34 protein-coding genes are annotated in these 21,388 nt (G+C 58.7%); 29 read left to right on the forward strand and 5 right to left on the reverse strand.

What is annotated here, in order from left to right; translation table 11 throughout:
* The 25 genes from CFA77_RS04845 to CFA77_RS04965 all read left to right on the forward strand — a co-directional run bounded on the left by CFA77_RS04845 (position 1) and on the right by CFA77_RS04965 (position 13,537).
* Positions 1-300 (forward strand): 50S ribosomal protein L23, encoded by a 300-nt coding sequence (locus CFA77_RS04845; RefSeq protein ID WP_034814211.1) that lies wholly within the window; start codon positions 1-3, stop codon positions 298-300.
* Positions 301-318: 18 nt separating this feature from the next.
* Positions 319-1,149, forward strand: coding sequence for a 50S ribosomal protein L2 (gene rplB, locus CFA77_RS04850; RefSeq protein WP_034814210.1), 831 nt, complete (start codon positions 319-321; stop codon positions 1,147-1,149).
* Positions 1,150-1,164: 15 nt separating this feature from the next.
* Complete coding sequence (gene rpsS, locus CFA77_RS04855) at positions 1,165-1,443, forward strand: 30S ribosomal protein S19 (protein ID WP_034814209.1); 279 nt, start codon at positions 1,165-1,167, stop codon at positions 1,441-1,443.
* Positions 1,444-1,445: 2 nt separating this feature from the next.
* Entirely contained in the window at positions 1,446-1,835 is a 390-nt protein-coding gene (rplV, locus tag CFA77_RS04860; protein WP_034814208.1) for a 50S ribosomal protein L22, read from the forward strand.
* On the forward strand, positions 1,835-2,572 hold the full coding sequence (rpsC, locus tag CFA77_RS04865) for a 30S ribosomal protein S3 (protein ID WP_206992493.1): 738 nt from the start codon (positions 1,835-1,837) through the stop codon (positions 2,570-2,572). The genes rplV and rpsC overlap by 1 nt, the downstream gene beginning before the upstream one ends.
* A 3-nt stretch (positions 2,573-2,575) precedes the next feature.
* On the forward strand, positions 2,576-2,992 hold the full coding sequence (gene rplP / locus CFA77_RS04870) for a 50S ribosomal protein L16 (RefSeq protein WP_034814206.1): 417 nt from the start codon (positions 2,576-2,578) through the stop codon (positions 2,990-2,992).
* 2 nt (positions 2,993-2,994) lie between these two features.
* Positions 2,995-3,195 (forward strand): 50S ribosomal protein L29, encoded by a 201-nt coding sequence (gene rpmC / locus CFA77_RS04875; protein WP_034814205.1) that lies wholly within the window; start codon positions 2,995-2,997, stop codon positions 3,193-3,195.
* Between the two features lie 10 nt (positions 3,196-3,205).
* Positions 3,206-3,451 (forward strand): 30S ribosomal protein S17, encoded by a 246-nt coding sequence (gene rpsQ / locus CFA77_RS04880; protein WP_034814204.1) that lies wholly within the window; start codon positions 3,206-3,208, stop codon positions 3,449-3,451.
* Positions 3,448-3,816, forward strand: coding sequence for a 50S ribosomal protein L14 (rplN, locus tag CFA77_RS04885; RefSeq protein ID WP_034814203.1), 369 nt, complete (start codon positions 3,448-3,450; stop codon positions 3,814-3,816). Before rpsQ ends, rplN begins: the two co-directional genes overlap by 4 nt.
* A gap of 1 nt (position 3,817) precedes the next feature.
* Entirely contained in the window at positions 3,818-4,135 is a 318-nt protein-coding gene (gene rplX, locus CFA77_RS04890; RefSeq protein ID WP_034814202.1) for a 50S ribosomal protein L24, read from the forward strand.
* Positions 4,128-4,682 (forward strand): 50S ribosomal protein L5, encoded by a 555-nt coding sequence (gene rplE, locus CFA77_RS04895; protein ID WP_034814200.1) that lies wholly within the window; start codon positions 4,128-4,130, stop codon positions 4,680-4,682. The genes rplX and rplE overlap by 8 nt, the downstream gene beginning before the upstream one ends.
* A gap of 19 nt (positions 4,683-4,701) precedes the next feature.
* Complete coding sequence (rpsN, locus tag CFA77_RS04900; RefSeq protein ID WP_034814198.1) at positions 4,702-5,007, forward strand: 30S ribosomal protein S14; 306 nt, start codon at positions 4,702-4,704, stop codon at positions 5,005-5,007.
* 18 nt (positions 5,008-5,025) lie between these two features.
* Entirely contained in the window at positions 5,026-5,421 is a 396-nt protein-coding gene (gene rpsH / locus CFA77_RS04905; RefSeq protein WP_034814196.1) for a 30S ribosomal protein S8, read from the forward strand.
* Between the two features lie 10 nt (positions 5,422-5,431).
* Complete coding sequence (gene rplF, locus CFA77_RS04910) at positions 5,432-6,043, forward strand: 50S ribosomal protein L6 (protein ID WP_034814190.1); 612 nt, start codon at positions 5,432-5,434, stop codon at positions 6,041-6,043.
* Positions 6,044-6,047: 4 nt separating this feature from the next.
* Positions 6,048-6,410 carry a 50S ribosomal protein L18 gene (rplR, locus tag CFA77_RS04915; protein WP_206992494.1) on the forward strand — a complete coding sequence of 121 codons (363 nt, stop codon included), beginning with the start codon at positions 6,048-6,050 and terminating at the stop codon, positions 6,408-6,410.
* 11 nt (positions 6,411-6,421) lie between these two features.
* Positions 6,422-7,003, forward strand: a complete 582-nt coding sequence (gene rpsE, locus CFA77_RS04920) for a 30S ribosomal protein S5 (protein ID WP_034814187.1) — start codon at positions 6,422-6,424, stop codon at positions 7,001-7,003.
* Between the two features lie 14 nt (positions 7,004-7,017).
* Positions 7,018-7,203, forward strand: a complete 186-nt coding sequence (rpmD, locus tag CFA77_RS04925; protein ID WP_034814186.1) for a 50S ribosomal protein L30 — start codon at positions 7,018-7,020, stop codon at positions 7,201-7,203.
* Between the two features lie 41 nt (positions 7,204-7,244).
* Positions 7,245-7,724 (forward strand): 50S ribosomal protein L15, encoded by a 480-nt coding sequence (rplO, locus tag CFA77_RS04930; protein WP_034814184.1) that lies wholly within the window; start codon positions 7,245-7,247, stop codon positions 7,722-7,724.
* Between the two features lie 89 nt (positions 7,725-7,813).
* Positions 7,814-9,172, forward strand: a complete 1,359-nt coding sequence (gene secY, locus CFA77_RS04935) for a preprotein translocase subunit SecY (RefSeq protein WP_206992495.1) — start codon at positions 7,814-7,816, stop codon at positions 9,170-9,172.
* Positions 9,169-9,738, forward strand: a complete 570-nt coding sequence (locus CFA77_RS04940; protein ID WP_206992496.1) for an adenylate kinase — start codon at positions 9,169-9,171, stop codon at positions 9,736-9,738. The genes secY and CFA77_RS04940 overlap by 4 nt, the downstream gene beginning before the upstream one ends.
* Positions 9,739-9,882: 144 nt before the next feature.
* Positions 9,883-10,251 carry a 30S ribosomal protein S13 gene (gene rpsM / locus CFA77_RS04945; protein WP_034814180.1) on the forward strand — a complete coding sequence of 123 codons (369 nt, stop codon included), beginning with the start codon at positions 9,883-9,885 and terminating at the stop codon, positions 10,249-10,251.
* An 11-nt stretch (positions 10,252-10,262) separates the two neighbouring features.
* Positions 10,263-10,652 carry a 30S ribosomal protein S11 gene (rpsK, locus tag CFA77_RS04950; RefSeq protein ID WP_034814179.1) on the forward strand — a complete coding sequence of 130 codons (390 nt, stop codon included), beginning with the start codon at positions 10,263-10,265 and terminating at the stop codon, positions 10,650-10,652.
* 60 nt (positions 10,653-10,712) lie between these two features.
* Positions 10,713-11,756: a DNA-directed RNA polymerase subunit alpha gene (locus tag CFA77_RS04955; protein ID WP_206992497.1), complete on the forward strand. Its 1,044-nt coding sequence runs from the start codon at positions 10,713-10,715 to the stop codon at positions 11,754-11,756.
* Positions 11,757-11,803: 47 nt separating this feature from the next.
* Complete coding sequence (gene rplQ / locus CFA77_RS04960) at positions 11,804-12,226, forward strand: 50S ribosomal protein L17 (RefSeq protein ID WP_034814177.1); 423 nt, start codon at positions 11,804-11,806, stop codon at positions 12,224-12,226.
* 183 nt (positions 12,227-12,409) lie between these two features.
* Positions 12,410-13,537, forward strand: coding sequence for an iron-containing alcohol dehydrogenase (locus tag CFA77_RS04965; protein ID WP_206992498.1), 1,128 nt, complete (start codon positions 12,410-12,412; stop codon positions 13,535-13,537).
* A gap of 35 nt (positions 13,538-13,572) precedes the next feature.
* Here the strand turns inward: CFA77_RS04965 and CFA77_RS04970 are convergent, their stop codons facing one another.
* Together CFA77_RS04970 and CFA77_RS04975 are read right to left on the reverse strand one after the other, a co-directional pair.
* Positions 13,573-14,781 (reverse strand): glycosyltransferase family 2 protein, encoded by a 1,209-nt coding sequence (locus tag CFA77_RS04970; RefSeq protein ID WP_051607738.1) that lies wholly within the window; start codon positions 14,779-14,781, stop codon positions 13,573-13,575.
* Positions 14,782-15,103: 322 nt separating this feature from the next.
* A complete protein-coding gene (locus CFA77_RS04975; RefSeq protein WP_206992499.1) occupies positions 15,104-15,286 on the reverse strand; it encodes a hypothetical protein in 183 nt (60 codons plus the stop codon).
* A 316-nt stretch (positions 15,287-15,602) separates the two neighbouring features.
* On the opposite strand from CFA77_RS04975, the gene CFA77_RS04980 reads away from it, so the two are divergent.
* From CFA77_RS04980 to CFA77_RS04990, 3 genes are all read left to right on the forward strand, one after another.
* Entirely contained in the window at positions 15,603-16,814 is a 1,212-nt protein-coding gene (locus CFA77_RS04980) for an RtcB family protein (RefSeq protein ID WP_206992500.1), read from the forward strand.
* A gap of 256 nt (positions 16,815-17,070) precedes the next feature.
* Positions 17,071-18,150 carry a hypothetical protein gene (locus tag CFA77_RS04985; protein ID WP_206992501.1) on the forward strand — a complete coding sequence of 360 codons (1,080 nt, stop codon included), beginning with the start codon at positions 17,071-17,073 and terminating at the stop codon, positions 18,148-18,150.
* 113 nt (positions 18,151-18,263) lie between these two features.
* Positions 18,264-18,860: an HD domain-containing protein gene (locus CFA77_RS04990; protein ID WP_206992502.1), complete on the forward strand. Its 597-nt coding sequence runs from the start codon at positions 18,264-18,266 to the stop codon at positions 18,858-18,860.
* A gap of 9 nt (positions 18,861-18,869) precedes the next feature.
* On the opposite strand, the gene CFA77_RS04995 is transcribed toward CFA77_RS04990, so the two are convergent.
* Positions 18,870-19,274 carry a Kazal-type serine protease inhibitor family protein gene (locus CFA77_RS04995; RefSeq protein ID WP_206992503.1) on the reverse strand — a complete coding sequence of 135 codons (405 nt, stop codon included), beginning with the start codon at positions 19,272-19,274 and terminating at the stop codon, positions 18,870-18,872.
* Positions 19,275-19,334: 60 nt separating this feature from the next.
* Entirely contained in the window at positions 19,335-20,255 is a 921-nt protein-coding gene (locus CFA77_RS05000) for an SDR family NAD(P)-dependent oxidoreductase (RefSeq protein ID WP_206992504.1), read from the reverse strand.
* Positions 20,256-20,408: 153 nt separating this feature from the next.
* Here CFA77_RS05000 and CFA77_RS05005 point away from each other — a divergent pair, with 153 nt between their 5' ends.
* Positions 20,409-20,777, forward strand: coding sequence for a VOC family protein (locus CFA77_RS05005; RefSeq protein ID WP_206992505.1), 369 nt, complete (start codon positions 20,409-20,411; stop codon positions 20,775-20,777).
* Positions 20,778-20,780: 3 nt separating this feature from the next.
* Here CFA77_RS05005 and CFA77_RS05010 read toward each other — a convergent pair whose 3' ends face one another.
* Complete coding sequence (locus tag CFA77_RS05010; protein ID WP_206992506.1) at positions 20,781-21,266, reverse strand: CinA family protein; 486 nt, start codon at positions 21,264-21,266, stop codon at positions 20,781-20,783.
* Positions 21,267-21,388 lie beyond the last annotated feature (122 nt).

A 21,388-nucleotide genomic window follows, 5' to 3' on the forward strand; every position in this document is an offset into this window, starting at 1 on the left:
ATGGCCGACGTAAAAGAACATCACTACGACGTCATCCGTCGCCCACTGATCACCGAGAAATCGACTCTGGTGGCTGAAGACAACAAGATTGTCTTCGAAGTGGCGATCGACGCTGACAAGAAAGCGATCAAGGACGCTGTCGAGGCGCTCTTCAAGGTCGAAGTAACCAAGGTCAACACTCTGGTCCAAAAGGGCAAGACGAAGCGTTTTCGTGGCTATGAAGGTCGTCGCAACGACATGAAAAAAGCCATCGTGACGCTCGCCGAGGGTCAGTCCGTCGACATCACGACGGGCCTCTAGGGGAGAAGGACGAGAAACATGGCACTTAAGACTTTCAATCCAACCTCCCCAGGGCGTCGCCAGCTTGTGCTGGTGGACAAGTCCGACCTTCACAAGGGCAAGCCCGTCAAGGCGCTGACCGAAGGTCTGACCAAGAAGGGTGGACGCAACAATACGGGTCGTATCACGGCTCGCCGCATCGGTGGCGGCGCCAAGAAACTGTACCGCAAGGTCGACTTCAAGCGTAACCGCTGGGACATGCCGGCAACTGTTGAGCGTCTGGAATACGATCCGAACCGCACAGCCTTCATCGCACTGATCAAGTACGAAGACGGCCAGCTGTCCTACATCATCGCGCCACAGCGCCTTGAAGTCGGTGACACGGTGGTCACGTCCAAGACAGCTGACATCAAGCCGGGCAACACGCTTCCGCTGAAAAGCATTCCGGTCGGTACGATCATTCACAACATCGAGCTGAAGCCCCAGAAGGGCGCGCAGATGGTTCGCTCCGCTGGCACCTATGCCCAGCTGGTTGGTCGTGATGGTGGCTATGCCCAGATCAAGCTGACCTCCGGCGAACTTCGCATGGTGATGGACAGCTGTCTGGCAACGGTCGGCGCCGTGTCCAACCCGGACAACATGAACCAGGTTCTGTCCAAGGCAGGCCGCAAGCGTCACATGGGCAAGCGCCCGTCTGTCCGCGGTGTTGTCATGAACCCGGTCGACCACCCACACGGTGGTGGTGAAGGCAAGTCGTCCGGTGGACGTCACCCAGTGACGCCATGGGGCAAGAAAACACGCGGTCCCAAGACCCGTAAAAACAAGGCAACGGATCGTCTGATCATCCGTCGCCGTAACGCGAAACGCTAAGAGGAGCCGCAAGACATGCCACGTTCTGTCTGGAAAGGCCCGTTCGTAGACGGCTATCTGCTCAAGAAAGCAGAAGAAGCGCGCGCCTCTGAAAAGCGCGTTGTGATCAAGACCTGGTCGCGCCGTTCAACGATCCTGCCTAACTTTGTCGGCCTGAATTTCCAGGTCCACAATGGCAACAAATTCATCCCGGTTTCCGTCTCTGAGGAAATGGTCGGTCACAAGTTCGGCGAGTTCGCGCCAACGCGGTCCTACTATGGCCACGGTGCGGACAAGAAAGCGAAGAGGAAGTAGTCATGGCTAAAGCCAAGAATCCTCCGAAGCAGGCTTCGAATGAATCGCGCGCTGTTCTGCGCATGTACCGTTCAAGCCCGCAGAAGCTGAACCTTCTGGCTCAGCAGATCCGCGGCATGCCGGTCGAGCGTGCGCTGGCTCAGCTGCAGTTCTCGCCGAAGCGTCCTGCCCAGGATGTCCGCAAGCTGCTGCAGAGCGCCATCGCGAACGCCGAGAACAATCACGGCCTCGACATCGACAGCCTCGTCATTGCAGAAGCCCATGTCGGCAAGAACCTCGTGATGAAGCGTATTCGCGCCCGTGCTCGTGGCCGCGCTGCTCGCATCCAGAAGCCATTCTCGCAGATGACCATCATTCTGCGTGACACCTCAGTTGAAGCGGAGGCCGCATAATGGGTCAGAAAGTAAATCCGATCGGCCTGCGTCTGGGCATCAACCGGACGTCTGACAGCCGCTGGTATGCCGACACGGCCGACTTCGGTCGCCTGCTGCACGAAGACATCGCGATCCGCAAGGAAATCCGCAAGCGTCTGAAGCAAGCCGGCATCTCGAAGATCATCATCGAGCGTCCGCACAAGAAATGCCTCATCACGATCCACACGGCACGTCCGGGTCTCGTGATCGGCAAGAAGGGCGGCGACATCGAAGCCCTTCGCAAAGTTCTGTCGAAGATGACGACCGACGAAGTTCGCGTGAACCTGGTTGAAATCCGCAAGCCGGAAATCGATGCCACGCTGATCGCCGACGACATTGCTCGCCAGCTTGAGCGCCGTGCCTCGTTCCGTCGCACCATGAAGCGGGCCATCCAGTCCGCCATGCGTCTCGGCGCTGACGGTGTGAAGATCATGGTGTCCGGTCGTCTTGGCGGCGCAGAGATTGCGCGGACCGAGAAGTATGCAGAAGGCTCCGTGCCGCTGCACACGCTGCGCGCCGACATTGATTACGGCACTGCAGAAGCGGCCACCACTTACGGCATCATCGGCATCAAGGTCTGGGTCTACAAAGGCGAGATCATGGAGCACGACCCGATGGCTCAGGACAAGCGTCTGGAATCTTCCGGCCAGTCCCGTGCACGTGCCAATGCAAACCAGCGCGGACCGGCCACCGGCGCGCAAGCCTCCGGAGCGTAAGAGATGCGTCAACCGAAGCGAACCAAATTCCGTAAGGCCTTCAAGGGCCAGATCCGGGGCAATGCCAAGGGCGGTTCATCGCTGGCATTCGGCGAGTTTGGCCTGAAGGCTCTCGAGCCGGAACGGGTCACAGCGCGCCAGATCGAGGCAACCCGCCGGGCTGTCACGCGTCACATGAAGCGTCAGGGCAAAGTGTGGATCCGTGTATTCCCGGACCTGCCAGTGTCGGCAAAGCCGATTGAAGTCCGGATGGGTAAAGGTAAAGGCTCTGTCGACCGTTGGGTCGCTCGGGTCGCACCTGGCCGCATCCTGTTCGAAATCGACGGCGTGTCTGAGGATGTCGCACGCGAGGCCCTGCGCCTCGGCGCTGCGAAGCTTCCGATCAAGACGAAAGTCGTCAAGCGGATTGAGGGTATCTGATCATGAAAGCCCAAGATGTAAGAACGAAAAGCCTCGACCAGCTCAAGGATGAGCTCGTCAAGCTGAAGAAAGAGCAGTTCAACCTGCGTTTCCAGACGGCCACCGGCCAACTGGAGAAAACGGCCCGAGTGAAGGAGGTCCGCCGCGATATTGCACGCGTCAAGACGATCCTTCGCGAAAAAGCCGAAGCAGGTCAGGCGTAGGAGAGAGATCATGCCAAAGCGTATTATGGAAGGCGTCGTGGTCTCTGCCAAGCAGAACAAGACCGCAATCGTCCGTGTAGAGCGGACCTTCACACATTCTGTGATGAAGAAGATTGTTCGCCGCTCTAAGAAGTATCACGCCCATGACGAAGCCAATGCGGCTGTCGAGGGTCAAATCGTAACGATCCAGGAGTGCGTTCCGCATTCCAAACTGAAACGCTGGGAACTTGTGACCGGCGGGGAAGGTGACGCATGATCCAGATGCAATCAAACCTTCGCGTCGCCGACAATTCCGGCGCGCGCCGCGTTCAGTGCATCAAGGTGCTGGGTGGCGCAGGCCGCCGGTATGCATCGGTTGGTGACGTGATCGTGGTGTCCATCAAGGAAGCAATTCCTACGGGCCGCGTGAAGAAGGGTGACGTCCGCAAGGCTGTCGTCGTTCGCGTGGCAAAGGACATCAACCGCCCGGATGGCACGACCATTCGTTTCGACTCAAACGCTGCCGTTCTCATCAATACCAATGGTGAGCCAATCGGCACTCGTGTGTTTGGCCCGGTCCCGCGTGAACTGCGCGGCAAGAACCAGGTCAAGATCGCGAACATGGCCCCGGAGGTCTTGTAAGATGGCTGCTAAGATCAAAAAAGGCGACTCCGTTGTCGTGATCGCAGGCCGCGACAAAGGTACCAAAGGCGAAGTGCTGAAAGTGCTGGTCGACGAGGATCGCGTTGTTGTGCGCGGTGTGAACGTCGTCAAGAAGCACCAGAAGCCGAGCCAGATGGACCCCGGTGGTCTGAAGTCTTTCGAAGCACCGATCCACGTTTCCAACGTGGCTCATGCCGATCCGCGCGACGGAAAAGCAGTGCGTGTTGGTTTCAAAACTGATGAGCATGGCCGCAAGACGCGCTTTGCCAAACGCTCAGGGGAGTCCATCGATGTCTAAGGCATACGAACCCCGTCTCAAGACGAAGTACCGTGAAGAGATCCGGGCCAAGCTGCAGGAGCAGTTCAAGTATTCGAACCCGATGAAGGTTCCGAAACTGGACAAGGTCGTGATCAATATGGGTGTCGGCGAAGCTGTCTCCGACTCCAAGAAGATCAAGGCTGCCCTGGCCGAGCTCGAACTGATCGCAGGCCAAAAGCCTGTTGCCACCAAGGCACGCAAGTCGATCGCTGGCTTCAAGCTGCGCGAAGGCATGCTGATCGGTGCGAAAGTGACCCTGCGCCGTGAGCGCATGTACGAGTTCCTTGACCGGCTCACCAATATTGCGCTGCCGCGCGTGAAGGATTTCCGTGGACTGAACGGAAAGAGCTTCGACGGCATGGGCAATTACGCCATGGGCCTCAAAGAACACATCGTTTTCCCGGAGATCAATTACGATCAGGTGGAAGATATTCGCGGTATGGACATCATCGTCTGCACCACGGCTGAAACCAACGAAGAAGCCAAGGCACTCCTCGCCGAGTGTGGCTTCCCGTTCCGGAACTAGCGCCAGGAGATCTGCTGATATGGCAAAGAAGAGCGCAATCGAGAAGAACAAGAAGCGTCAGAAGCTTGTCGAAAAGTACGCTGCAAAGCGTGCCGAGCTGAAGGCCGTCGCCATGAATGAGGACCTTTCACTGGAAGAGCGCTTCAAGGCACGTCTCAAGCTTGCTGAACTTCCACGTAACTCGGCACCAAACCGTGTGCGTAATCGCTGTGAAGTAACCGGGCGTCCGCGCGGCTACTATCGCAAACTCAAAATGTCGCGGATCGCGCTGCGTGAGCTTGGCTCAAACGGTCAGATCCCCGGTCTCGTGAAGTCCAGCTGGTAAGAGAGGAGGATATCAAAGATGAACATTTCTGATCCCCTCGGAGATATGCTGACACGCATCCGCAACGCTCAGATGCGCGGCATGTCTAAAGTCGTCACGCCGTCTTCGAAACTTCGTATTCGCGTCCTGGAGGTTCTCATCAATGAGGGCTTCATCCGCGGCTACACCGAAGTTGAAAAAGACGGTCACAAGAATATTGATATCGAGCTGAAGTACTATGAAGGTCAGCCAGTGATTTCGGAGATCAAACGTGTCTCCAAGCCAGGTCGCCGGGTGTATTCTTCTGTCTCCGACATTCCGCTGGTGCGCAATGGTCTGGGCATTTCGATCCTTTCGACTTCGAAAGGCGTTATGTCTGACAATTCTGCCCGCAGCGAGAATGTAGGCGGCGAAGTGCTCTGCCGCGTATTCTAGGAGAGCTATCATGTCACGTATTGGTAAACTCCCGATCGAAGTTCCGAATGGCACGACCGTTTCGGTCGAAGGTCAGACGATCAAGGCAAAAGGCTCCAAGGGTGAGCTTTCGCTGGTCCTGTCTGAGCTGATCACGCCAAAGCTCGAGAACAACGAGCTGACCGTTTCGCCGCGCGAAGATCTCGTGCAGGCTGCAAATGACCGTATCGAGGCTGAAAAGGCTCGGGGTCGTCGCCTGCCAACCTTCGCTGAAGCCCTTGATTCCAAGGCCCGTACGCAGTGGGGCACCGCTCGTGCCCGCGCCGCGAACATGGTCGAAGGCGTTTCGAATGGTTATTCGAAGACGCTGGAACTGGTTGGCGTTGGTTATCGTGCCCAAATGCAGGGTACCGATCTCAAGCTCGCACTCGGCTTCTCGCACGATGTGATCTTCAAGGCTCCGGACGGCATCAAGCTGGAAGCGCCGAAGCCAACCGAGATCATCGTCTCTGGTGCAGACAAACAGTCTGTTGGCCAGGTTGCTGCCGAACTCCGCGAATTCCGTCCGCCTGAGCCATACAAAGGCAAGGGTATCCGTTATCAGGGCGAATATGTCCGCCGCAAGGAAGGCAAGAAGAAGTAAGCCCATGAAAAGCTCACGCGATAAGATGCTGCGCCGCGCCCAGCGGGTTCGTACCAAGCTCCGCAAGGTTGCTGAGGGTCGTCCACGCCTGTCGGTTGCGCGCAGCCACAAGAATATCTCCGCCCAGATCATCGATGACGAAAAAGGCATTACGCTCGCTTCGGCTTCGACGCTGGAAAAGGATGTGCTCGGCTCGGCCAAGACCGGTGGTGACGCCGCTGCGGCTGCCCTCGTCGGCAAGACGCTCGCAGAGCGCGCGAAAGAAGCAGGCGTCGAAGACGTCGTCTTTGATCGTGGCGGTTACATGTTCCACGGCCGGGTGAAAGCCCTGGCAGACGCCGCCCGTGAGGGCGGTCTCAAATTCTAAGGAGAGGCCCTATGGCTGAAGAAAGAGGAAGAGGCCGCCGGAATCGCGATCGCGACGAGGAGCAGTCCGACATCGTCGACAAGCTGGTTGGTATCAACCGCGTCGCGAAGACGGTCAAAGGCGGTAAGAATTTCGGTTTTGCAGCCCTGGTTGTCGTTGGTGACCAGAAGGGCCGCGCAGGGTTCGGCAAGGGTAAAGCCCGCGAAGTGCCTGAAGCGATCCGCAAAGCCACAGAAGAAGCCAAGCGCAACATGGTTCGCGTGCCGCTTCGCGAAGGTCGCACTCTGCATCATGATGGCCGTGGCCGTCACGGCGCAGGCAAGGTTGTGCTGCGTGCAGCGCCTCCAGGTACCGGCGTGATCGCAGGTGGTCCGATGCGTGCTGTCATGGAAGTTCTGGGTGTTCAGGACGTGGTCGGCAAGTCGATCGGTTCCTCCAACCCTTACAACATGGTGCGTGCAACGTTTGATGCGCTTAAAGAGCAGAACAGCCCGCGGACCGTTGCGTCCAAGCGTGGCCTGAAGGTTCAGGATGTCGTCGGTCGCCGCAATGATGGCGCGTCCGAAGCCGGCATGGCTGACGCGACGAACTAGGGAAGGGCACGAAAATGGCTAAAAGCAAAGTCACTGTCCGCCAGGTTGGCAGCCCGATTGGCCGTCGTCCTGAGCAGCGCCAGACCCTGATGGGGCTGGGCCTGAACAAGGTCGGCCGCACCAAGGAACTCGAAGATACGCCGTCCGTGCGGGGCATGATCCGCAAGGTGGCTCACCTGGTTGAGGTGGTTGGCGAGTAATCGCCACCATTCGCAGCCGCACGATATCGAAAGATAGACCGATGAAACTGAACGAATTGTCTCCCGCTGAGGGCTCAACAAAGAACCGCCTGCGCGTTGGCCGCGGCGTCGGCTCTGGCAAGGGCAAGACGGCTGGTCGCGGTGTCAAAGGCCAAAAGGCTCGTTCCGGCGTTGCCGTGAATGGCTTTGAAGGCGGCCAGATGCCGATCTACATGCGTCTGCCAAAGCGCGGCTTCACGGCGCGTAACTCCAAGTCCCATGCCTGGGTGAACCTTGGCCGTCTCGGCAAGGCGATTGCCGCTGGCAAGCTGGATGCCAAGGATGTGACCGAAGAGTCGCTGGTGGCCGCTGGTCTGGTTCGCAATGTGCGCGATGGCGTGCGTCTGCTTGCCAAAGGTGACGCACCAAAGAATCTGAATATCACTGTGACAGGCGCCTCGAAGGCAGCTATTGAAGCTGTTGAGAAGGCTGGCGGTAAAGTCACCGTCACGGGGCCGGCTAAAGAGACTGCTGACGAATAATCGGCGGTTTTTACCGGTAACCCCTTCACAAATACTGTTTCGCCGCCGATTTAGGCGGCGAACGCTTTTTCAGGGAGGTCAAGCGGCCCATGGCGAATGCTGCCGAACAAATGGCTCGGAACATGAATTTCCGGAGCTTTGCAAAAGCCAAGGACCTGCAGAGCCGGATCCTGTTTACTCTCGGGATTTTGATCCTCTACCGGCTCGGGACGTTCATCCCGCTGCCGGGACTCGACCCGCAGCAATACGCCCAATTCTTCGAGAGCCAGTCCGATGGCTTGCTTGGCAACATGAACATGTTTGCCGGCGGCGCGGTGGAACGGATGGGTGTGTTCGCCCTGAACGTGATGCCTTACATCACGGCCTCGATCATCATCCAGATGCTGACCGCGACCTCTCCAACGCTTGAGAAGTTGAAGAAGGAAGGCGAGTCCGGCCGCAAGCAGATCAACCAGTATACGCGTTACCTCACACTGGGATTCGCGCTGGTCCAGTCCTTTGCAATTGCTGGCGGCCTTGCCGCTGTGCGCATTGAGGGCATCTCGTCCTGGTTCTTCATCCTGACCGGCGTTGTGACGCTGACCGGCGGCACGATGCTGCTGATGTGGATGGGTGAGCAGATCACGGCGCGCGGCATCGGCAACGGTATCTCGCTGATCATCTTCGCGGGCATTATCGCTGAAATGCCAAAGGCGATCTTCAACCTGATCTCGCAGGCGCGCACGACCTCTGTGAACGTGGCGTTTGTGGTGGCGATTGCGGCCATGGTGATCGCGCTGGTTGTCTTCATCGTCTTCATGGAGCGCTCGCAAAGGCGGCTGCTGATCCAGTATCCGAAGCGACAGCAGGCCCACGGTGTTGCCCAGGGCCAGAAGAGCTTCCTGCCGCTCAAGATCAACACGTCTGGTGTTATCCCGCCAATCTTCGCCTCTGCGCTGCTGATGCTGCCGCTGACGGCGGTGGGCTTCCTGGGTGGCAATCCGGCCGATGCCGAAGCCTCCGGCGCTGTGAGTGGCGTTCTGGGCTGGCTGGCGACGCATTTCGCGCCGGGTTCGTGGACCTACATCACGTCTTACGGGGCGATGGTGATCTTCTTTGCCTTCTTCTACACCTCCATCATGTTCAATCCGGAAGAGACGGCGGACAATCTGCGCAAGTATGGCGGATTTATTCCCGGTATCCGTCCTGGCTCGAACACGGCGGCCTATATCGACTATGTTTTGACCCGACTGACGACCATTGGGGCCCTGTACCTGATGTTCGTCTGTATCCTTCCTGAACTCCTGCGGCGATATTTCCCAGAGATACCTTTCTATATTGGCGGTACTTCTCTTCTGATCGTTGTATCTGTTACGATGGATACAGTGACACAGATTCAGTCGCATTTGATCGCGCACCAGTATGAGGGCATGATCAAGAAGTCGAAACTCGGGGGTCGTAAGAGATGAACCTAATTCTGTTCGGGCCGCCAGCGGCCGGAAAAGGCACGCAGGCGCAACGCCTGGTCGAAGAGCGGGGGTTCGTTCAACTCTCTACCGGTGACATGCTGCGCGCGGCGCGCGCGTCTGGCTCCGAACTCGGCGAAAGAGTTGCCCAGATCATGGATGAAGGCAGCCTCGTTTCCGACGAGATCGTCATCGCCCTGATCGACGAGCAATTGGAAGTTCAGGCCGGCGCGCCGGGATTCATCTTTGATGGTTTCCCACGCACAGTCGGTCAGGCTGAAGCGCTGGATCGTCTACTCGAATCCCGCGGTGAAGCCGTCAATCGCGTGATCCGCATCCTTGTCGATGATGACAAGCTGCTGTCACGTGTCACCAAGCGGTTCGAAGAACAGGGCCGCAAGGATGACAATCCCGAGACGTTCTCGAAACGCCTCGAAAAATACTACGAAGATACAGCGCCTCTGGTGCCTATTTATGCCGAGCGTGGTATCCTCGTGGAAGTCGACGGAATGGGCTCAATCGAGGCGGTTGCAACCGCAATCGACGCGGCCCTGAAAGAGACGGCGTAAAGGTGGGATTCCGCGGTTGACGCGTTAATTTCCATCGTTATAAGCCTCGTTTCTTAGCTTTAGGCTTAATCGCCGGCGCGCAGGACGGATGTTTCCGCCTTGGCGCGCTCTTTATGTATGAACAGTCCGCTTAGGAGATCGGCCTTGGCCCGTATTGCAGGCGTTAACATCCCGACCAACAAGCGCGTGGAAATCGCGCTGCGGTACATTCATGGCATCGGCCCATCCATGGCCCGTGAGATCATCGAGAAGGTTGGCGTTGAGTCGACCCGTCGCGTGAACGAGCTGACGGATGCCGAAGTCATCAAGATCCGTGAAACGATCGATGCCGACTATCTCGTCGAAGGCGACCTTCGCCGCGATACGTCGATGAACATCAAGCGCCTGATGGATCTCGGTTCTTACCGTGGCCTGCGTCACCGCCGTAAACTGCCGGTTCGCGGTCAGCGTACGCACACCAACGCCCGTACCCGCAAGGGCCCGGCTAAGCCGATCGCCGGCAAGAAGAAATAGGATAGTCTTCAATGGCTCGTGAAACGACCCGCGTCCGCAAGAGAGAGCGCAAGAACATCACCTCTGGTGTTGTTCACGTGAACTCCAGCTTCAACAACACCATGGTCACCATCACGGATGCCCAGGGCAACACGATTTCGTGGTCGTCCTCCGGCATGATGGGCTTCAAGGGCTCGCGCAAGTCGACGCCTTACGCAGCCCAGATGGCGGCAGAAGATGCCGCAAAGAAGGCCATGGATCACGGTATGCAGACTGTTGAAGTCAGCGTGCGTGGACCAGGTTCGGGCCGCGAGAGCGCACTGCGCGCTCTTCAGGCTGCTGGCCTGACCGTTACGGCTATCACAGACACGACGCCAATTCCGCACAACGGATGCCGCCCACCAAAGCGCCGCCGCGTCTAGTTCGTATTTATTGGCGGCATAATTTCATGTCGCCTGACCCATTCTGAGGATCCGTCGCCCATGGCAGACATCGAACCCACCAACGTCAACGACCGTAACTGGAAAGTGCTGATCCGCCCGAACCGTCCTGTCGTCCAGGCCGGATACGATGCCAAGCGCAAAGCCAAGCTCGTCATTGAGCCGCTGGAGCGTGGCTATGGTACGACTCTCGGCAACGCGCTGCGTCGCGTGCTGCTGTCGTCCCTGCAAGGTGCTGCGATCATCGGCGTTCAGATCGACAATGTCGTTCACGAATTCTCTGCGATCCAGGGTGTTCGCGAAGACGTCACGACGATCGTGCTGAACCTGAAGCAGGTTGCGATCTTCATGGAGAGCGACACGCCAAAGCGCATGGTGCTGAAGGCGAAAGGTCCGGGCGAAGTCAAAGCCGGCCAGATCGAAACCTCCGGTGACACCAAGATCCTGAACCCGGATCTCGTGATCTGTACTCTGGATGATGGCGCTGAAGTGCGCATGGAATTCACCGTTGCGACCGGCAAGGGCTATGTCCCGGCCGAGGCGCACCGTCCGGAAGATGCCCCAATCGGTTATATTCCGATTGACGCGATTTACAGCCCGGTCCGCCGCGTTGGCTATCAGGTCGAAGACACCCGTGAGGGTACTGTTCTCGACTATGACAAACTGACCCTCGACATCGAGACAGACGGGTCTGTCACGCCGGAAGATTCCGTGGCCTATGCCGCGCGTATCCTGCAGGATCAGCTGCAACTGTTCATCAACTTCGAAGAGCCGACCGTGGAAACGGGCGCACAGACAGAAGAAACCGATCTCGGCTTCAACCCTGTCCTGCTCAAGAAAGTCGACGAACTTGAACTGTCCGTTCGCTCGGCAAACTGCCTGAAGAACGACAACATTGTTTACATTGGTGACCTCATCCAGAAGTCCGAAGCAGAGATGCTGCGCACGCCGAACTTCGGCCGCAAATCCCTGAACGAGATCAAGGAAGTCCTCGCCGGTCTTGGCCTGCACCTCGGCATGGAAGTGCCGGATTGGCCGCCGGAAGACATTGAAGGCCTCGCCAAGAAATACGACGACCACCTCTAGCCCACTGAGTAATCGGGGGCCTGACCACCTCCTTAAGGAACACGACAATGCGCCATCGCCTTGGATACCGTAAACTGAACAAGACGACATCGCACCGCAAGGCGATGTTCGCGAACATGGCTGCCAGCCTCATCGAGCATGAGCAGATCGTGACCACCCTTCCGAAGGCGAAGGAAATGGCTCCGCTCATGGACAAGCTGGTGACCCTCGCCAAGAAGGGCGACCTGAACGCACGCCGTCAGGCCCTTTCGAAGGTCCGTGACGAAGCGGCTGTCCGCAAGCTGTTCGACGTGATGGGCGAGCGCTACAAGGACCGTAATGGCGGCTATACCCGCGTTCTGAAAGCTGGCTTCCGCCATGGCGACAACGCACCTGTTGCCGTTCTGGAACTGGTCGACCGTGACGAGAGCGCCAAGGGTGCTGCGGATCGTGCACGTCACGAAGCCGAAATGGAGTCGATGGAAGGCTAGTCTTTCCTCGCTGTATTCGAATTGTTTCAGGAGCCCCGGACCGCTGGTCCGGGGTTTCTTGCGTTTGGGCAAAGGGTTTCCGCGTGTACGACATGACAGACCGTGCGATTTTCGGGCAATCTGCGACATTTACTGTTCAGGCCCGATAGGCGTAAGCCTGTAGTGAAAATGGGAGAAATACCGATGGGATTCAGCTTCAAGACGCCGCCGCACATCCTGTTCGAACGGGGCAGTGCTGCCCAACTCGGCAAGCTGGTCAGTGATCGCATGAAACGCCCGGTCTTCGTGACGGACCAGGGCGTTATCGCAGCCGGCTTGGTGGAGGGCGCGCTGGAAAGCCTGCGCGATGCGGGTCTTGAAGTGTTTGTCTATGACAAGGTCGTAGCCGACCCGCCCGCTGCCACGATCCGCGATGCGGTCGCTGCGGCTCGCGAACATGGCGCCGATGGCGTAATCGGGCTGGGCGGAGGCTCGTCACTGGATACCGCAAAGCTGATTGCCGTGCTGATGGATTCCGGGCAATCGCTGGAAGACGTCTACGGCGTCGGCAATGTGAAAGGCTCGCGCCCACCGCTGGTGCTGTTACCAACGACAGCAGGGACCGGGTCAGAGGTCACCGCGATCTCCATCGTCACGTCAGATGACATGAAGAAGATCGGAGTCGTGTCAGACCAGTTGTTTGCTGATCTCGCCATTGTCGATCCGATGCTGACGCTGACCGCGCCGCGCGGTGTGACGGCGGCAACCGGGATCGATGCGATGGTTCATGCCATCGAATCCTATACGTCAAAGCTGTTGCGCAATCCGGTCTCGGGTGCACTCGCCAAGGAAGGCCTGCGCCTGCTGGCCGGGAATCTGTTGCGCGCATGTGAGCACCCGGATGATATCGAAGCGCGCGAGGCCATGTGCATCGGAGCAACGCTCGCCGGGCAGGCCTTCAGCAATGCGCCGGTCGCGGCCGTGCATGCGATGGCCTATCCGCTGGGCGCGCTGTTCCATGTGCCGCATGGTGTGTCGAATGCGCTGATGCTGTCGCCGGTCTTGCGGTTCAATGCGGTCGTCGCCGCCAAGGACTATGCGGATCTCGGCCCCGTCGTTGGCGTGGCCCAGGACGCGAGTGCCTTTATCGACCATATGGTGGAGCTGTGCGCGAAAAGCGGCACGCCCCTGAAGCTGACCGAGGTTGGCGTCAATCACAATGACTTGCCAAAAATGGCTGAGGATGCGGTCAAGAATGAGCGCCTGATGAAGAACAACCCCCGTCTTGTCACGTATGACGATGCGCTGGCGCTCTATGAAGACGTGCTCTGAGATGGATTCGTGGGATCACTGACCCGGTTCCACGCCTACTTGCCGGGCGATTTATGTGGCTCTGTCAGAAGGTCGTCCGGATACCAGGGGGAATCAGTTGGCCGGGAATTATGAAAGGCTGACGAGGTCAGCGTGATATAGAGCTGGAGCAGTCGCGAGGCCTTGCGGGGGTGGCCGCTTGTCAACTCATCCCGGATACGCCACCGAAAACCGGTCGCGAGTTCGCCAATGAGTTCAGCGCCGTTACGGGACAGGCCAGCGACATCCCGCAAGCCCTGACCAATCACATGATCGTCCAGCAATTCCTGGATACCATATTTCGACTGGCTCCCTCGCCGGGCGATTGCACGTTCTGCCTGAGTCAGATCGAGATCCATCAGGAGCGCCGCATTCGCGAAGTCCCGCATGGCATGATCCCACAATTTCTTGCGTGCCATGATGGCGCCTCGTTGAATCAGCGCCTGACGCTTACTGGGGGTGCCGACAACACTCTCGCCCCGCGGCAGGAATTCGTCGAGCGCCCAGGTCTCGTAGATGCGCTTGAAGATGATCTGGTCATGCTGGATCCAGCGACGCACCAGTTCCGAGGCTGGAAATCTGTTCGCGCCTGAGCCGCGATCCCCATCATGCTGGCGCTGGTGGAAGACGATGGCGGGGCAGGCGGCGCTGGTGCTGATCCGCGCTGCGCGGAGAATATAGTCATAATCGACCGAGCGCTTGAGCCCGGTATCGAACGGGCCAGTCGCATCCAGCAGCGTCTTTTGGAACAGCATGCCAGACTGGTGTGTGAACATGTCTTCCATCGTGGCGATCAGGAAGTCACGCGGGTGACACTCCCGCCAATAGCCGGTGTCCTGCCAGACTCGCTCGCCGCCATTTGCGGGGTCGGTGAACCGGTCATGGCGTCCATAGCTGAAGCCAGCGGACGGGTTGGCGTCGAGCGCAGCCCCCAGTTTTTGGAGGGCGTCCGGGCAGGCGATGTCGTCATCGTCAACAACCCAGAGCCGGGTGCCGGTCATCAGCGTCATGGCCAGATTGATGGCCGCGGACTTGCCCTGGTTTTCAGTGCGCACATAGCGCACCTGCGGGTAGCGCGCTGCGACGTCCGGCGTGTTGTCGGTCGATCCATCATCTATCAGGATGACTTCATCCGGCTGTACGGTCTGGGCAAAAACGGACTTCAGGGAATCCGCAAGAAGAGACGCTCTGTTGCAGGTCGGAATGACTACCGAGGTCGATTGCATTCCAATAGGGTCCCGTTCTGGTGTTCACGCTACGCTGGCGAAAAGACCGCCAAGAAAAAGTAATTTGATTGCAAGGATAGCGCTTCTGCTTTTCCAATTCATTACTTGAACCTCTAAGACTAGCACGAAATACGTAAAATCCCGTCAGGATCAGCTGCAATAGTCGCGAAAAAGCGCATGTTTCATGTTTTGTCGGAATGCCCTGGCGGGGCCAAAGAAAGCGTCATCAAGGCCTGTTAATCGAGCGGGGAGTTCCAGACACCCCTGAGAGGCGAATTAATGACCTCGGATATTGAGGCGCAGATTGCGCCGGATCAGGTTTTCACGATCGCCGGACTTCATGACATACCTGTTTCAGCAAGGCATGATCATTGGCGGTATCGGCATCATCGGCAACGGAATAGACCACGCGGCGAGATTTTTTCCGGTTGTCCGCCAAAGTGTATAGAGCCTTGTCGCACAAGGCGGATTCGGAAAAACTAGACAGGCTTCGGATGATCTTCATTCGGGGCTTTTTCCATTTATTGGTTGACGCCTCGTATTCTCACGATCATAAGGCGCGCTCATTCCAGCCCGAGGACGGACCCATGAAACGGCCAAACTCAAATTTCCAGGCATATGAACGCACCCTACAACTGGGTTGCGAATGCTGCCGCATGGAGGTTGCTGGATAGGGCTGATCATCAGCCCGGGGACCGTTTTTCGGTCTTATGCCGCCCTCCGCGCGTTTTCGCCCGGAGGGTTTTTTTTTGTCTTTCGAACCCGATGGAGACGCGTGGAGGGCTTGTCAGGAGGAGCTTCGTGAAACGAAGCTGAGACCAATGAGTGAATTTGAAGTGATCGAAACCCGCGCCGGCGGACGTATCAAGGCCTGGGTAAAGGGTGTGCCTGTAGAACCACAAGCCCGTACACAGCTTGAGAATGTTGCAGGCTTGCCGTTCATTCACAGCCACCTTGCCGTGATGCCCGATGTCCACTTCGGGCGCGGCGCAACGGTCGGCTCGGTCATTCCCACCAAGGGGGCGATCATCCCGGCGGCGGTCGGAGTCGATCTTGGCTGTGGGATGATGGCCATCCGGACGAGCCTGACGGCAACTGACTTGCCTGATAGCTTGTCGGCCATCCGTAGTGAGATCGAACGCAAGGTGCCTGTGGGAAATGGGCGCGGTGGCAGCCACAAGGAAACTCCGGCGCGTGCAGCCACGGCGCTTCGGGCCTCCGGCATGGTGGAGCGGCTCGACGTGATCCTGAAGAAGCACAAGCGCATCCAGCGGACGGCCTTCGCCAAACAGCTGGGGACGCTTGGCGGCGGGAACCATTTCATCGAACTGTGTCTCGATGAAGTGGACCGAGTCTGGGTCATGCTGCACTCCGGATCGCGCGGGACCGGGAACATTCTGGGTGCCTACTTTATCCGGGAGGCGCGTGAGGCACTGGAGCGGCGCGTGCTGGGCTATCATGTCCCGGACAAGGATCTCGCCTTCTTTGTTGAAGGAGAAGACCTGTTCGACGACTATACCTATGCGGTCAGCTGGGCGCAGGACTATGCTCGCCTGAACCGCGAGGTGATGATGGACCGTGTCCTGTTTGCCTTGCGTGAGCATTTTCCGGCCTTCTCGCTGGAGAAGGAGGCGGTGAACTGCCACCACAATTATGTGGAGCGGGAACACCATTTCGGGGCGGACATCTGGGTGACCCGCAAGGGGGCCGTCCGTGCCGGGAAGGGCGAACTGGGGATCATTCCCGGTTCAATGGGGGCGAAATCCTTCATTGTTCGCGGAAAGGGCAATGTCGACTCCTTCTGCTCGTGCTCGCACGGGGCAGGCCGTGCCATGAGCCGGACTGAAGCCAAGCGGCGGTTCTCGGTCGAGGACCACCGGGCGGCAACGGATGGCGTCGAATGCCGGAAAGATTCCAGCGTGATTGACGAAACGCCAATGGCCTACAAGGACATCGACGCAGTCATGGCGGCGCAGACTGATCTGGTGGAGGTGGTTCACACGTTGAAACAAATCGTTTGCGTCAAAGGTTGACACATTGTCGCGCTTTGGATTATACGCCCAATTCCTGTCAGGCCGTTCGTGCGTTTACGGAAGGCCTGGCAGACCAACCGAAAGAAACAAGATGAAGCTGAGTTGTAACACGACAAACAGCTCCTTGCAGATGCGGGGAGCGCTATCAGCGGCTCCCGCGCATTGGCCGGTCGCCTCCTGATATAATCACAGATTGAATTTCGATAGTCCGTTTCTGAAGAGTTCAGTTGTCGGAAGATGTGAAAGGAGGTGGATCATGGGCGCGCCCATGACCCGTGCTGGTGTCTTGCTGTTTGGCAAGCCGTCGGCAGCGACGCCATTGTTGGGCTATATTGCCGGCCCCCACGCAGAGCGGATTGCTCGTTTCTGGCCTGTGCCGCATGCCGGGTTCCTGACCCTGCCGTCGGCACGGCGCCATGCGGCGGCAATTCTGCTGGAGCGGCGTTGGAGCAGCACCAGCGATGATGGCATGGATATCGTGCGAGTGGTGGAACGCGCCCGCGACGCCGAGCTTGCGCGTATCCTGATGCGCGGCGATGCGCCGGGCGGCCTGATGAAGGCACTCGGCCGGATGGGTGAACAATTGTGGGAGGTGGGTGACTATGCCAACTTCCTCAGCCTGTTTGCAGATCCTGAAGCGGTGAAAGTCTTGCGGCACATGCCGCAGATTCGAGCAGATCGTCTGGGCGTGATCGTGGCGGTGCCGGAAGCCTTGCGGGTTCCGGGTATCGTGGCGAACTTGCCCGAAACGCCCCAAGCTGTGGAAGACCTTGCCGCAGCCTACCAGCTCGCACGGCTAATCCACGGGGTGAGCGGAGCGTCTCGTCTGGTCCAGCGTTGGGAGCGTGCAAACAGCGCGTTGGCCCTGTTCGACATGGCCGCCGAAGCTCTGCAGCCGGTCGAGTTTGGACGGGTGCTGGCTCCACCCGCCCTGCCGGACTGGTTCGAACCGGTCCGGACCCGAAAGGCGCTGAACGAGATGGCGTTGGAGTTCCGCAATTGCTTGCGAGACTTTGCCGCCGACCTCGCCATGGGCCGGATGGCGGTTTACGCGGTTCGCAAATCGTCCAGCCCACCGGTGGCTCTGGCCCTGCGCCAGGATGTGGCCGGCTGGAGACTGGCCGAGGCGTTGCTGAAGGGCAATGACGATCTGAGTGACGCGCATTTGCGTCAGCTGATCGATGTGCTCACCGCGGTTGGTGTCAGGACCGGGGAATCCGCCTGGGCCTTGTCCCAGCGGTTGCACGATCATGTCTGTCCGGATTGCGGGCCTGCGCATGTGCCACCGCGCACTACCTGGCGCCAGCGTTTGGCACTTGGCTCTCTCTGGGACTGAGTGCAGGCCAGCATCGCATAGAAGCGTCCTCGAAGCTTATGGCTTCGGGGGCGTTTCCATTTGTGACGCGGGCGTCATCGGTGTATTCTGCCTGAAAATATCAGGAGGAAAGCATGGCCGACGGACACGACATGGGCGAACGCGCGAAGTTTCGCGAAATGCTGGAAGGCACCAAGGATGATTGGGATATCATCGTTGAGCATTCCAAGAGCTTCAACAAGGGGCTCGCCAAGCGCGTGATCGACCATCTGCGCCTGCTCGATGGCGATTATGGTGGCTTCCCGATCGACCGGTTGGAACATTCCATCCAGACCGCGACCCGCGCGCATCGCGACGGCCGCGACGAGGAATATGTGGTCTGCGCGCTGCTTCACGATATTGGCGACACGCTGGGCAGCTACAATCATCCGGATGTGGCCGCCGCGATCCTGAAGCCGTTCGTGTCAGAGGCCAATCTCTGGATGGTGGCCAATCATGGCGCGTTCCAGGGCTATTACTTCTTCCACCATATCGGGCTGGACCGGAATCTGCGGGAGCATTTCAAGGACAGCCCGCATTACGAATATTGCGCGCAGTTCTGCCATCTCTACGACCAAGCCGCGTTCGATCCGGACTATGAGAGCGAGCCGCTGGAATTCTTCATCCCGATGGTCGAGCGCGTCTTCTCGAAGCCGGTAAATTCCATGTATCTCAAGGCGATGCAGGAATAGTCTGAGGTATTACTCCTCAGACGTTTCCAGCATGCAGGGGCCTTCGCTGGCGATGCTTGTCATCGCGGCGTGGGCTTCGCACTTGTTGCCATAGGTCTTCCCGTCACAGCCGCAGACCGGGCGATATTCGCGTGTGCACATCGAGCGGACTTCGGTGCAGACGCCGGCCGCATCTGCGATGTTGCGGCAGGCCCCGTCATCCATTTTGCAGAACAAGCCATCTCTACACTGGATGGCGGCAATGCCTCCGCAGGTTTCACCAACACCTGCGATTGGTGGGCCAGGCGGCAGTTGCGTTGGGGGAGGCGAGGGAATTGGCTCAACCTCAACAAGTATAGTGTCTTCCGGGGGCTTCTCGAACCAGGCGCAGCCGGTGAGGAGCGTGACAGACAGAACAAGAGCGATGAGGCGCATGGTGATCTCCCTTTTACGGGAGATACCTGCGCCCCAATCGCGTATTTGGCAAGCCGGAGCCTAGCCTTTCATGCCGGCTGCGACAGCCGCAAAGATGTTCTGGCCGTGCTCGCCGCCAGACTGGAAGGCAGGCTTCGTGGTCGAGACATCGGTGATCTGGTCCCATTTCGCCGCAACGGCTTCAGCCGACAGACCTTCACCCTGGCCAACGAACACACCTTCGGTCTCAACGATGCGCGCCATCGAGAAGGCACCGGCACCGGCTGACAGGATCATGCCGGTCGGGGCTTCATCCTTGACGAGGTTCATCACGCCGGGCGTGACATATTCCGGCTTGAGCTGGGCGAGCACTTCGTCGGGCATCAGGCCCTCGGTCATGCGAGTTGCAGCAATCGGGCAAACCGCGTTGATTTTAATGTTGTTTTTCGCGCCTTCAATTTTCAGCGTGTTCATCATGCCCACCACGCCGAGCTTGGCAGCCCCATAGTTGGCCTGGCCGAAATTGCCGTAGAGGCCGGTCGAGGATGTGGTCACGACGATGCGGCCGAAATTCTGCTCTTTCATGATGTTCCAGGCTGCGTGGACCGGCATGAAGCTGCCGCGCAGATGGACGTCAATTACGAGATCGATGTCGGCCTGGGTCATCTTGGAGAAAGATTTGTCGCGCAGGATTCCGGCATTCGCGATGATGATGTCGATGCGGCCCCACTTGGCCATCGTGTCATCGATCATCTTCTTGACGCCAGCCTCGTCGGAAACGGACGATCCGTTCGCAATGGCTTCGCCGCCCATGGCCTCGATTTCCTTCACAACGGCTTCGGCCGCTTCGGAATTTCCGCCGGTGCCGTCCAGCGTGCCGCCGAGGTCGTTGATGACAACTTTCGCGCCGCGGCGGGCGAGTTCCAGCGCGTGGCAACGGCCGAGACCGCCACCGGCTCCGGTGACAATGGCGACGCGATCGTCGAAACGGATATCTGACATGGGACTATTCCTCATTCCTTGACTGTTCTGCCTCGTGTCAGACCAAACGCTGACGTAAACGTCAAGCATACCCGTAGCGTCACCTCTTGCGCGGATTGCCGCGCCGTGATTGCGTTTCGGCCAACCGAAGAAAAGTATCCAGGGAGGATCGTCATGCTGGCTTATGTAACACTGGGATCAAACGACAAGGACAAGGCCGTCGAATTCTATGACGCGGTCATGGGGGAACTGGGCGGGCAACGCGTCTTCGCCAATGACCGGCTGCAATTTTATGGCACCGGCCCCGGCCAGCCGATGATCGCGATTGGCGGTCCTTATGATGGCGAAGCGGCGACGGTCGGAAACGGCGTCATGCCAGCGCTTGGCTGCAAGGATAATGAGACCGTCGACCGCGCCTACAAGAAAGCGCTAGAAATGGGCGGCACCTGTGAAGGCGAGCCGGGCCAACGCCTGCCAAACTTCTACGGTGCCTATTTCCGGGACCCCGACGGCAACAAGCTCTGCGTCTGCAAGCTGGGCTAGGTATCAGCCCAGCGCCGCCAGGAAGACTTCGAGCGTCTCTTTTGCAAAGAGGCGCATGTTTTCCGGGCGGTCGCTGAGGCCGGTCTCCAAAGTGGTGGAGATCTCGAACCGGTTCGGGCCGACTACGGCGATGCAGGTGTGGCCTGCGGCGTCGCCATAGCCATTGCCGGTTGGGCCTGAGGCACCGGTCTCGCAGAGCCCCCAATCGGCGGCGAGCTTGCCGCGAATGGTGTTGGCCAGCAGACGGGCGTAGGGCTCGGTCGAGGAGCGCATGTCGCCAATATCTTCCCGTGTCAGGCCGAGCAGATGTTTGAATGCCTTGGGCGTGTAAATGACGCCACCCCCGCGATAATAGGTCGAGGCACCGGGCACGGCGAGTAGCGCCGCCGAGATGAGGCCGCCAGCCGAGGATTCCGAGATGGCGACGGTTTCGCCGCGCGTCATGAGCTTGTCGGCAATTTCGTGCGCGATGGGGATGAGCGTTTCCATGCGAGGCAGTTGAGCAGGCACAATCGGGCGGCGCAAGCCGGACGTTGGGAGAGGGCCGGGCCCTGGTCTCCCGCGCCGGTGCTTCGACTTCGCCCATCCTTCGACTTCGCTCAGGATGAGTC

It is taken from the genome of Hyphomonas sp. KY3 (assembly GCF_017309975.1).
GTDB lineage: Bacteria > Pseudomonadota > Alphaproteobacteria > Caulobacterales > Hyphomonadaceae > Hyphomonas.

Excerpts from the sequence above, each read along its gene's own strand:
- CFA77_RS04845 (WP_034814211.1), top strand. The coding sequence starts at position 1 with ATGGCCGACGTAAAAGAACATCACTACGACGTCATCCGTCGCCCACTG.
- rplB (WP_034814210.1), top strand. The coding sequence starts at position 319 with ATGGCACTTAAGACTTTCAATCCAACCTCCCCAGGGCGTCGCCAGCTT.
- rpsS (WP_034814209.1), top strand. The coding sequence starts at position 1,165 with ATGCCACGTTCTGTCTGGAAAGGCCCGTTCGTAGACGGCTATCTGCTC.
- rplV (WP_034814208.1), top strand. The coding sequence starts at position 1,446 with ATGGCTAAAGCCAAGAATCCTCCGAAGCAGGCTTCGAATGAATCGCGC.
- rpsC (WP_206992493.1), top strand. The coding sequence starts at position 1,835 with ATGGGTCAGAAAGTAAATCCGATCGGCCTGCGTCTGGGCATCAACCGG.
- rplP (WP_034814206.1), top strand. The coding sequence starts at position 2,576 with ATGCGTCAACCGAAGCGAACCAAATTCCGTAAGGCCTTCAAGGGCCAG.
- rpmC (WP_034814205.1), top strand. The coding sequence starts at position 2,995 with ATGAAAGCCCAAGATGTAAGAACGAAAAGCCTCGACCAGCTCAAGGAT.
- rpsQ (WP_034814204.1), top strand. The coding sequence starts at position 3,206 with ATGCCAAAGCGTATTATGGAAGGCGTCGTGGTCTCTGCCAAGCAGAAC.
- rplN (WP_034814203.1), top strand. The coding sequence starts at position 3,448 with ATGATCCAGATGCAATCAAACCTTCGCGTCGCCGACAATTCCGGCGCG.
- rplX (WP_034814202.1), top strand. The coding sequence starts at position 3,818 with ATGGCTGCTAAGATCAAAAAAGGCGACTCCGTTGTCGTGATCGCAGGC.
- rplE (WP_034814200.1), top strand. The coding sequence starts at position 4,128 with ATGTCTAAGGCATACGAACCCCGTCTCAAGACGAAGTACCGTGAAGAG.
- rpsN (WP_034814198.1), top strand. The coding sequence starts at position 4,702 with ATGGCAAAGAAGAGCGCAATCGAGAAGAACAAGAAGCGTCAGAAGCTT.
- rpsH (WP_034814196.1), top strand. The coding sequence starts at position 5,026 with ATGAACATTTCTGATCCCCTCGGAGATATGCTGACACGCATCCGCAAC.
- rplF (WP_034814190.1), top strand. The coding sequence starts at position 5,432 with ATGTCACGTATTGGTAAACTCCCGATCGAAGTTCCGAATGGCACGACC.
- rplR (WP_206992494.1), top strand. The coding sequence starts at position 6,048 with ATGAAAAGCTCACGCGATAAGATGCTGCGCCGCGCCCAGCGGGTTCGT.
- rpsE (WP_034814187.1), top strand. The coding sequence starts at position 6,422 with ATGGCTGAAGAAAGAGGAAGAGGCCGCCGGAATCGCGATCGCGACGAG.
- rpmD (WP_034814186.1), top strand. The coding sequence starts at position 7,018 with ATGGCTAAAAGCAAAGTCACTGTCCGCCAGGTTGGCAGCCCGATTGGC.
- rplO (WP_034814184.1), top strand. The coding sequence starts at position 7,245 with ATGAAACTGAACGAATTGTCTCCCGCTGAGGGCTCAACAAAGAACCGC.
- secY (WP_206992495.1), top strand. The coding sequence starts at position 7,814 with ATGGCGAATGCTGCCGAACAAATGGCTCGGAACATGAATTTCCGGAGC.
- CFA77_RS04940 (WP_206992496.1), top strand. The coding sequence starts at position 9,169 with ATGAACCTAATTCTGTTCGGGCCGCCAGCGGCCGGAAAAGGCACGCAG.
- rpsK (WP_034814179.1), top strand. The coding sequence starts at position 10,263 with ATGGCTCGTGAAACGACCCGCGTCCGCAAGAGAGAGCGCAAGAACATC.
- CFA77_RS04955 (WP_206992497.1), top strand. The coding sequence starts at position 10,713 with ATGGCAGACATCGAACCCACCAACGTCAACGACCGTAACTGGAAAGTG.
- rplQ (WP_034814177.1), top strand. The coding sequence starts at position 11,804 with ATGCGCCATCGCCTTGGATACCGTAAACTGAACAAGACGACATCGCAC.
- CFA77_RS04965 (WP_206992498.1), top strand. The coding sequence starts at position 12,410 with ATGGGATTCAGCTTCAAGACGCCGCCGCACATCCTGTTCGAACGGGGC.
- CFA77_RS04970 (WP_051607738.1), bottom strand. The coding sequence starts at position 14,781 with ATGCAATCGACCTCGGTAGTCATTCCGACCTGCAACAGAGCGTCTCTT.
- CFA77_RS04975 (WP_206992499.1), bottom strand. The coding sequence starts at position 15,286 with ATGAAGATCATCCGAAGCCTGTCTAGTTTTTCCGAATCCGCCTTGTGC.
- CFA77_RS04980 (WP_206992500.1), top strand. The coding sequence starts at position 15,603 with ATGAGTGAATTTGAAGTGATCGAAACCCGCGCCGGCGGACGTATCAAG.
- CFA77_RS04985 (WP_206992501.1), top strand. The coding sequence starts at position 17,071 with ATGGGCGCGCCCATGACCCGTGCTGGTGTCTTGCTGTTTGGCAAGCCG.
- CFA77_RS04990 (WP_206992502.1), top strand. The coding sequence starts at position 18,264 with ATGGCCGACGGACACGACATGGGCGAACGCGCGAAGTTTCGCGAAATG.
- CFA77_RS04995 (WP_206992503.1), bottom strand. The coding sequence starts at position 19,274 with ATGCGCCTCATCGCTCTTGTTCTGTCTGTCACGCTCCTCACCGGCTGC.
- CFA77_RS05000 (WP_206992504.1), bottom strand. The coding sequence starts at position 20,255 with ATGTCAGATATCCGTTTCGACGATCGCGTCGCCATTGTCACCGGAGCC.
- CFA77_RS05005 (WP_206992505.1), top strand. The coding sequence starts at position 20,409 with ATGCTGGCTTATGTAACACTGGGATCAAACGACAAGGACAAGGCCGTC.
- CFA77_RS05010 (WP_206992506.1), bottom strand. The coding sequence starts at position 21,266 with ATGGAAACGCTCATCCCCATCGCGCACGAAATTGCCGACAAGCTCATG.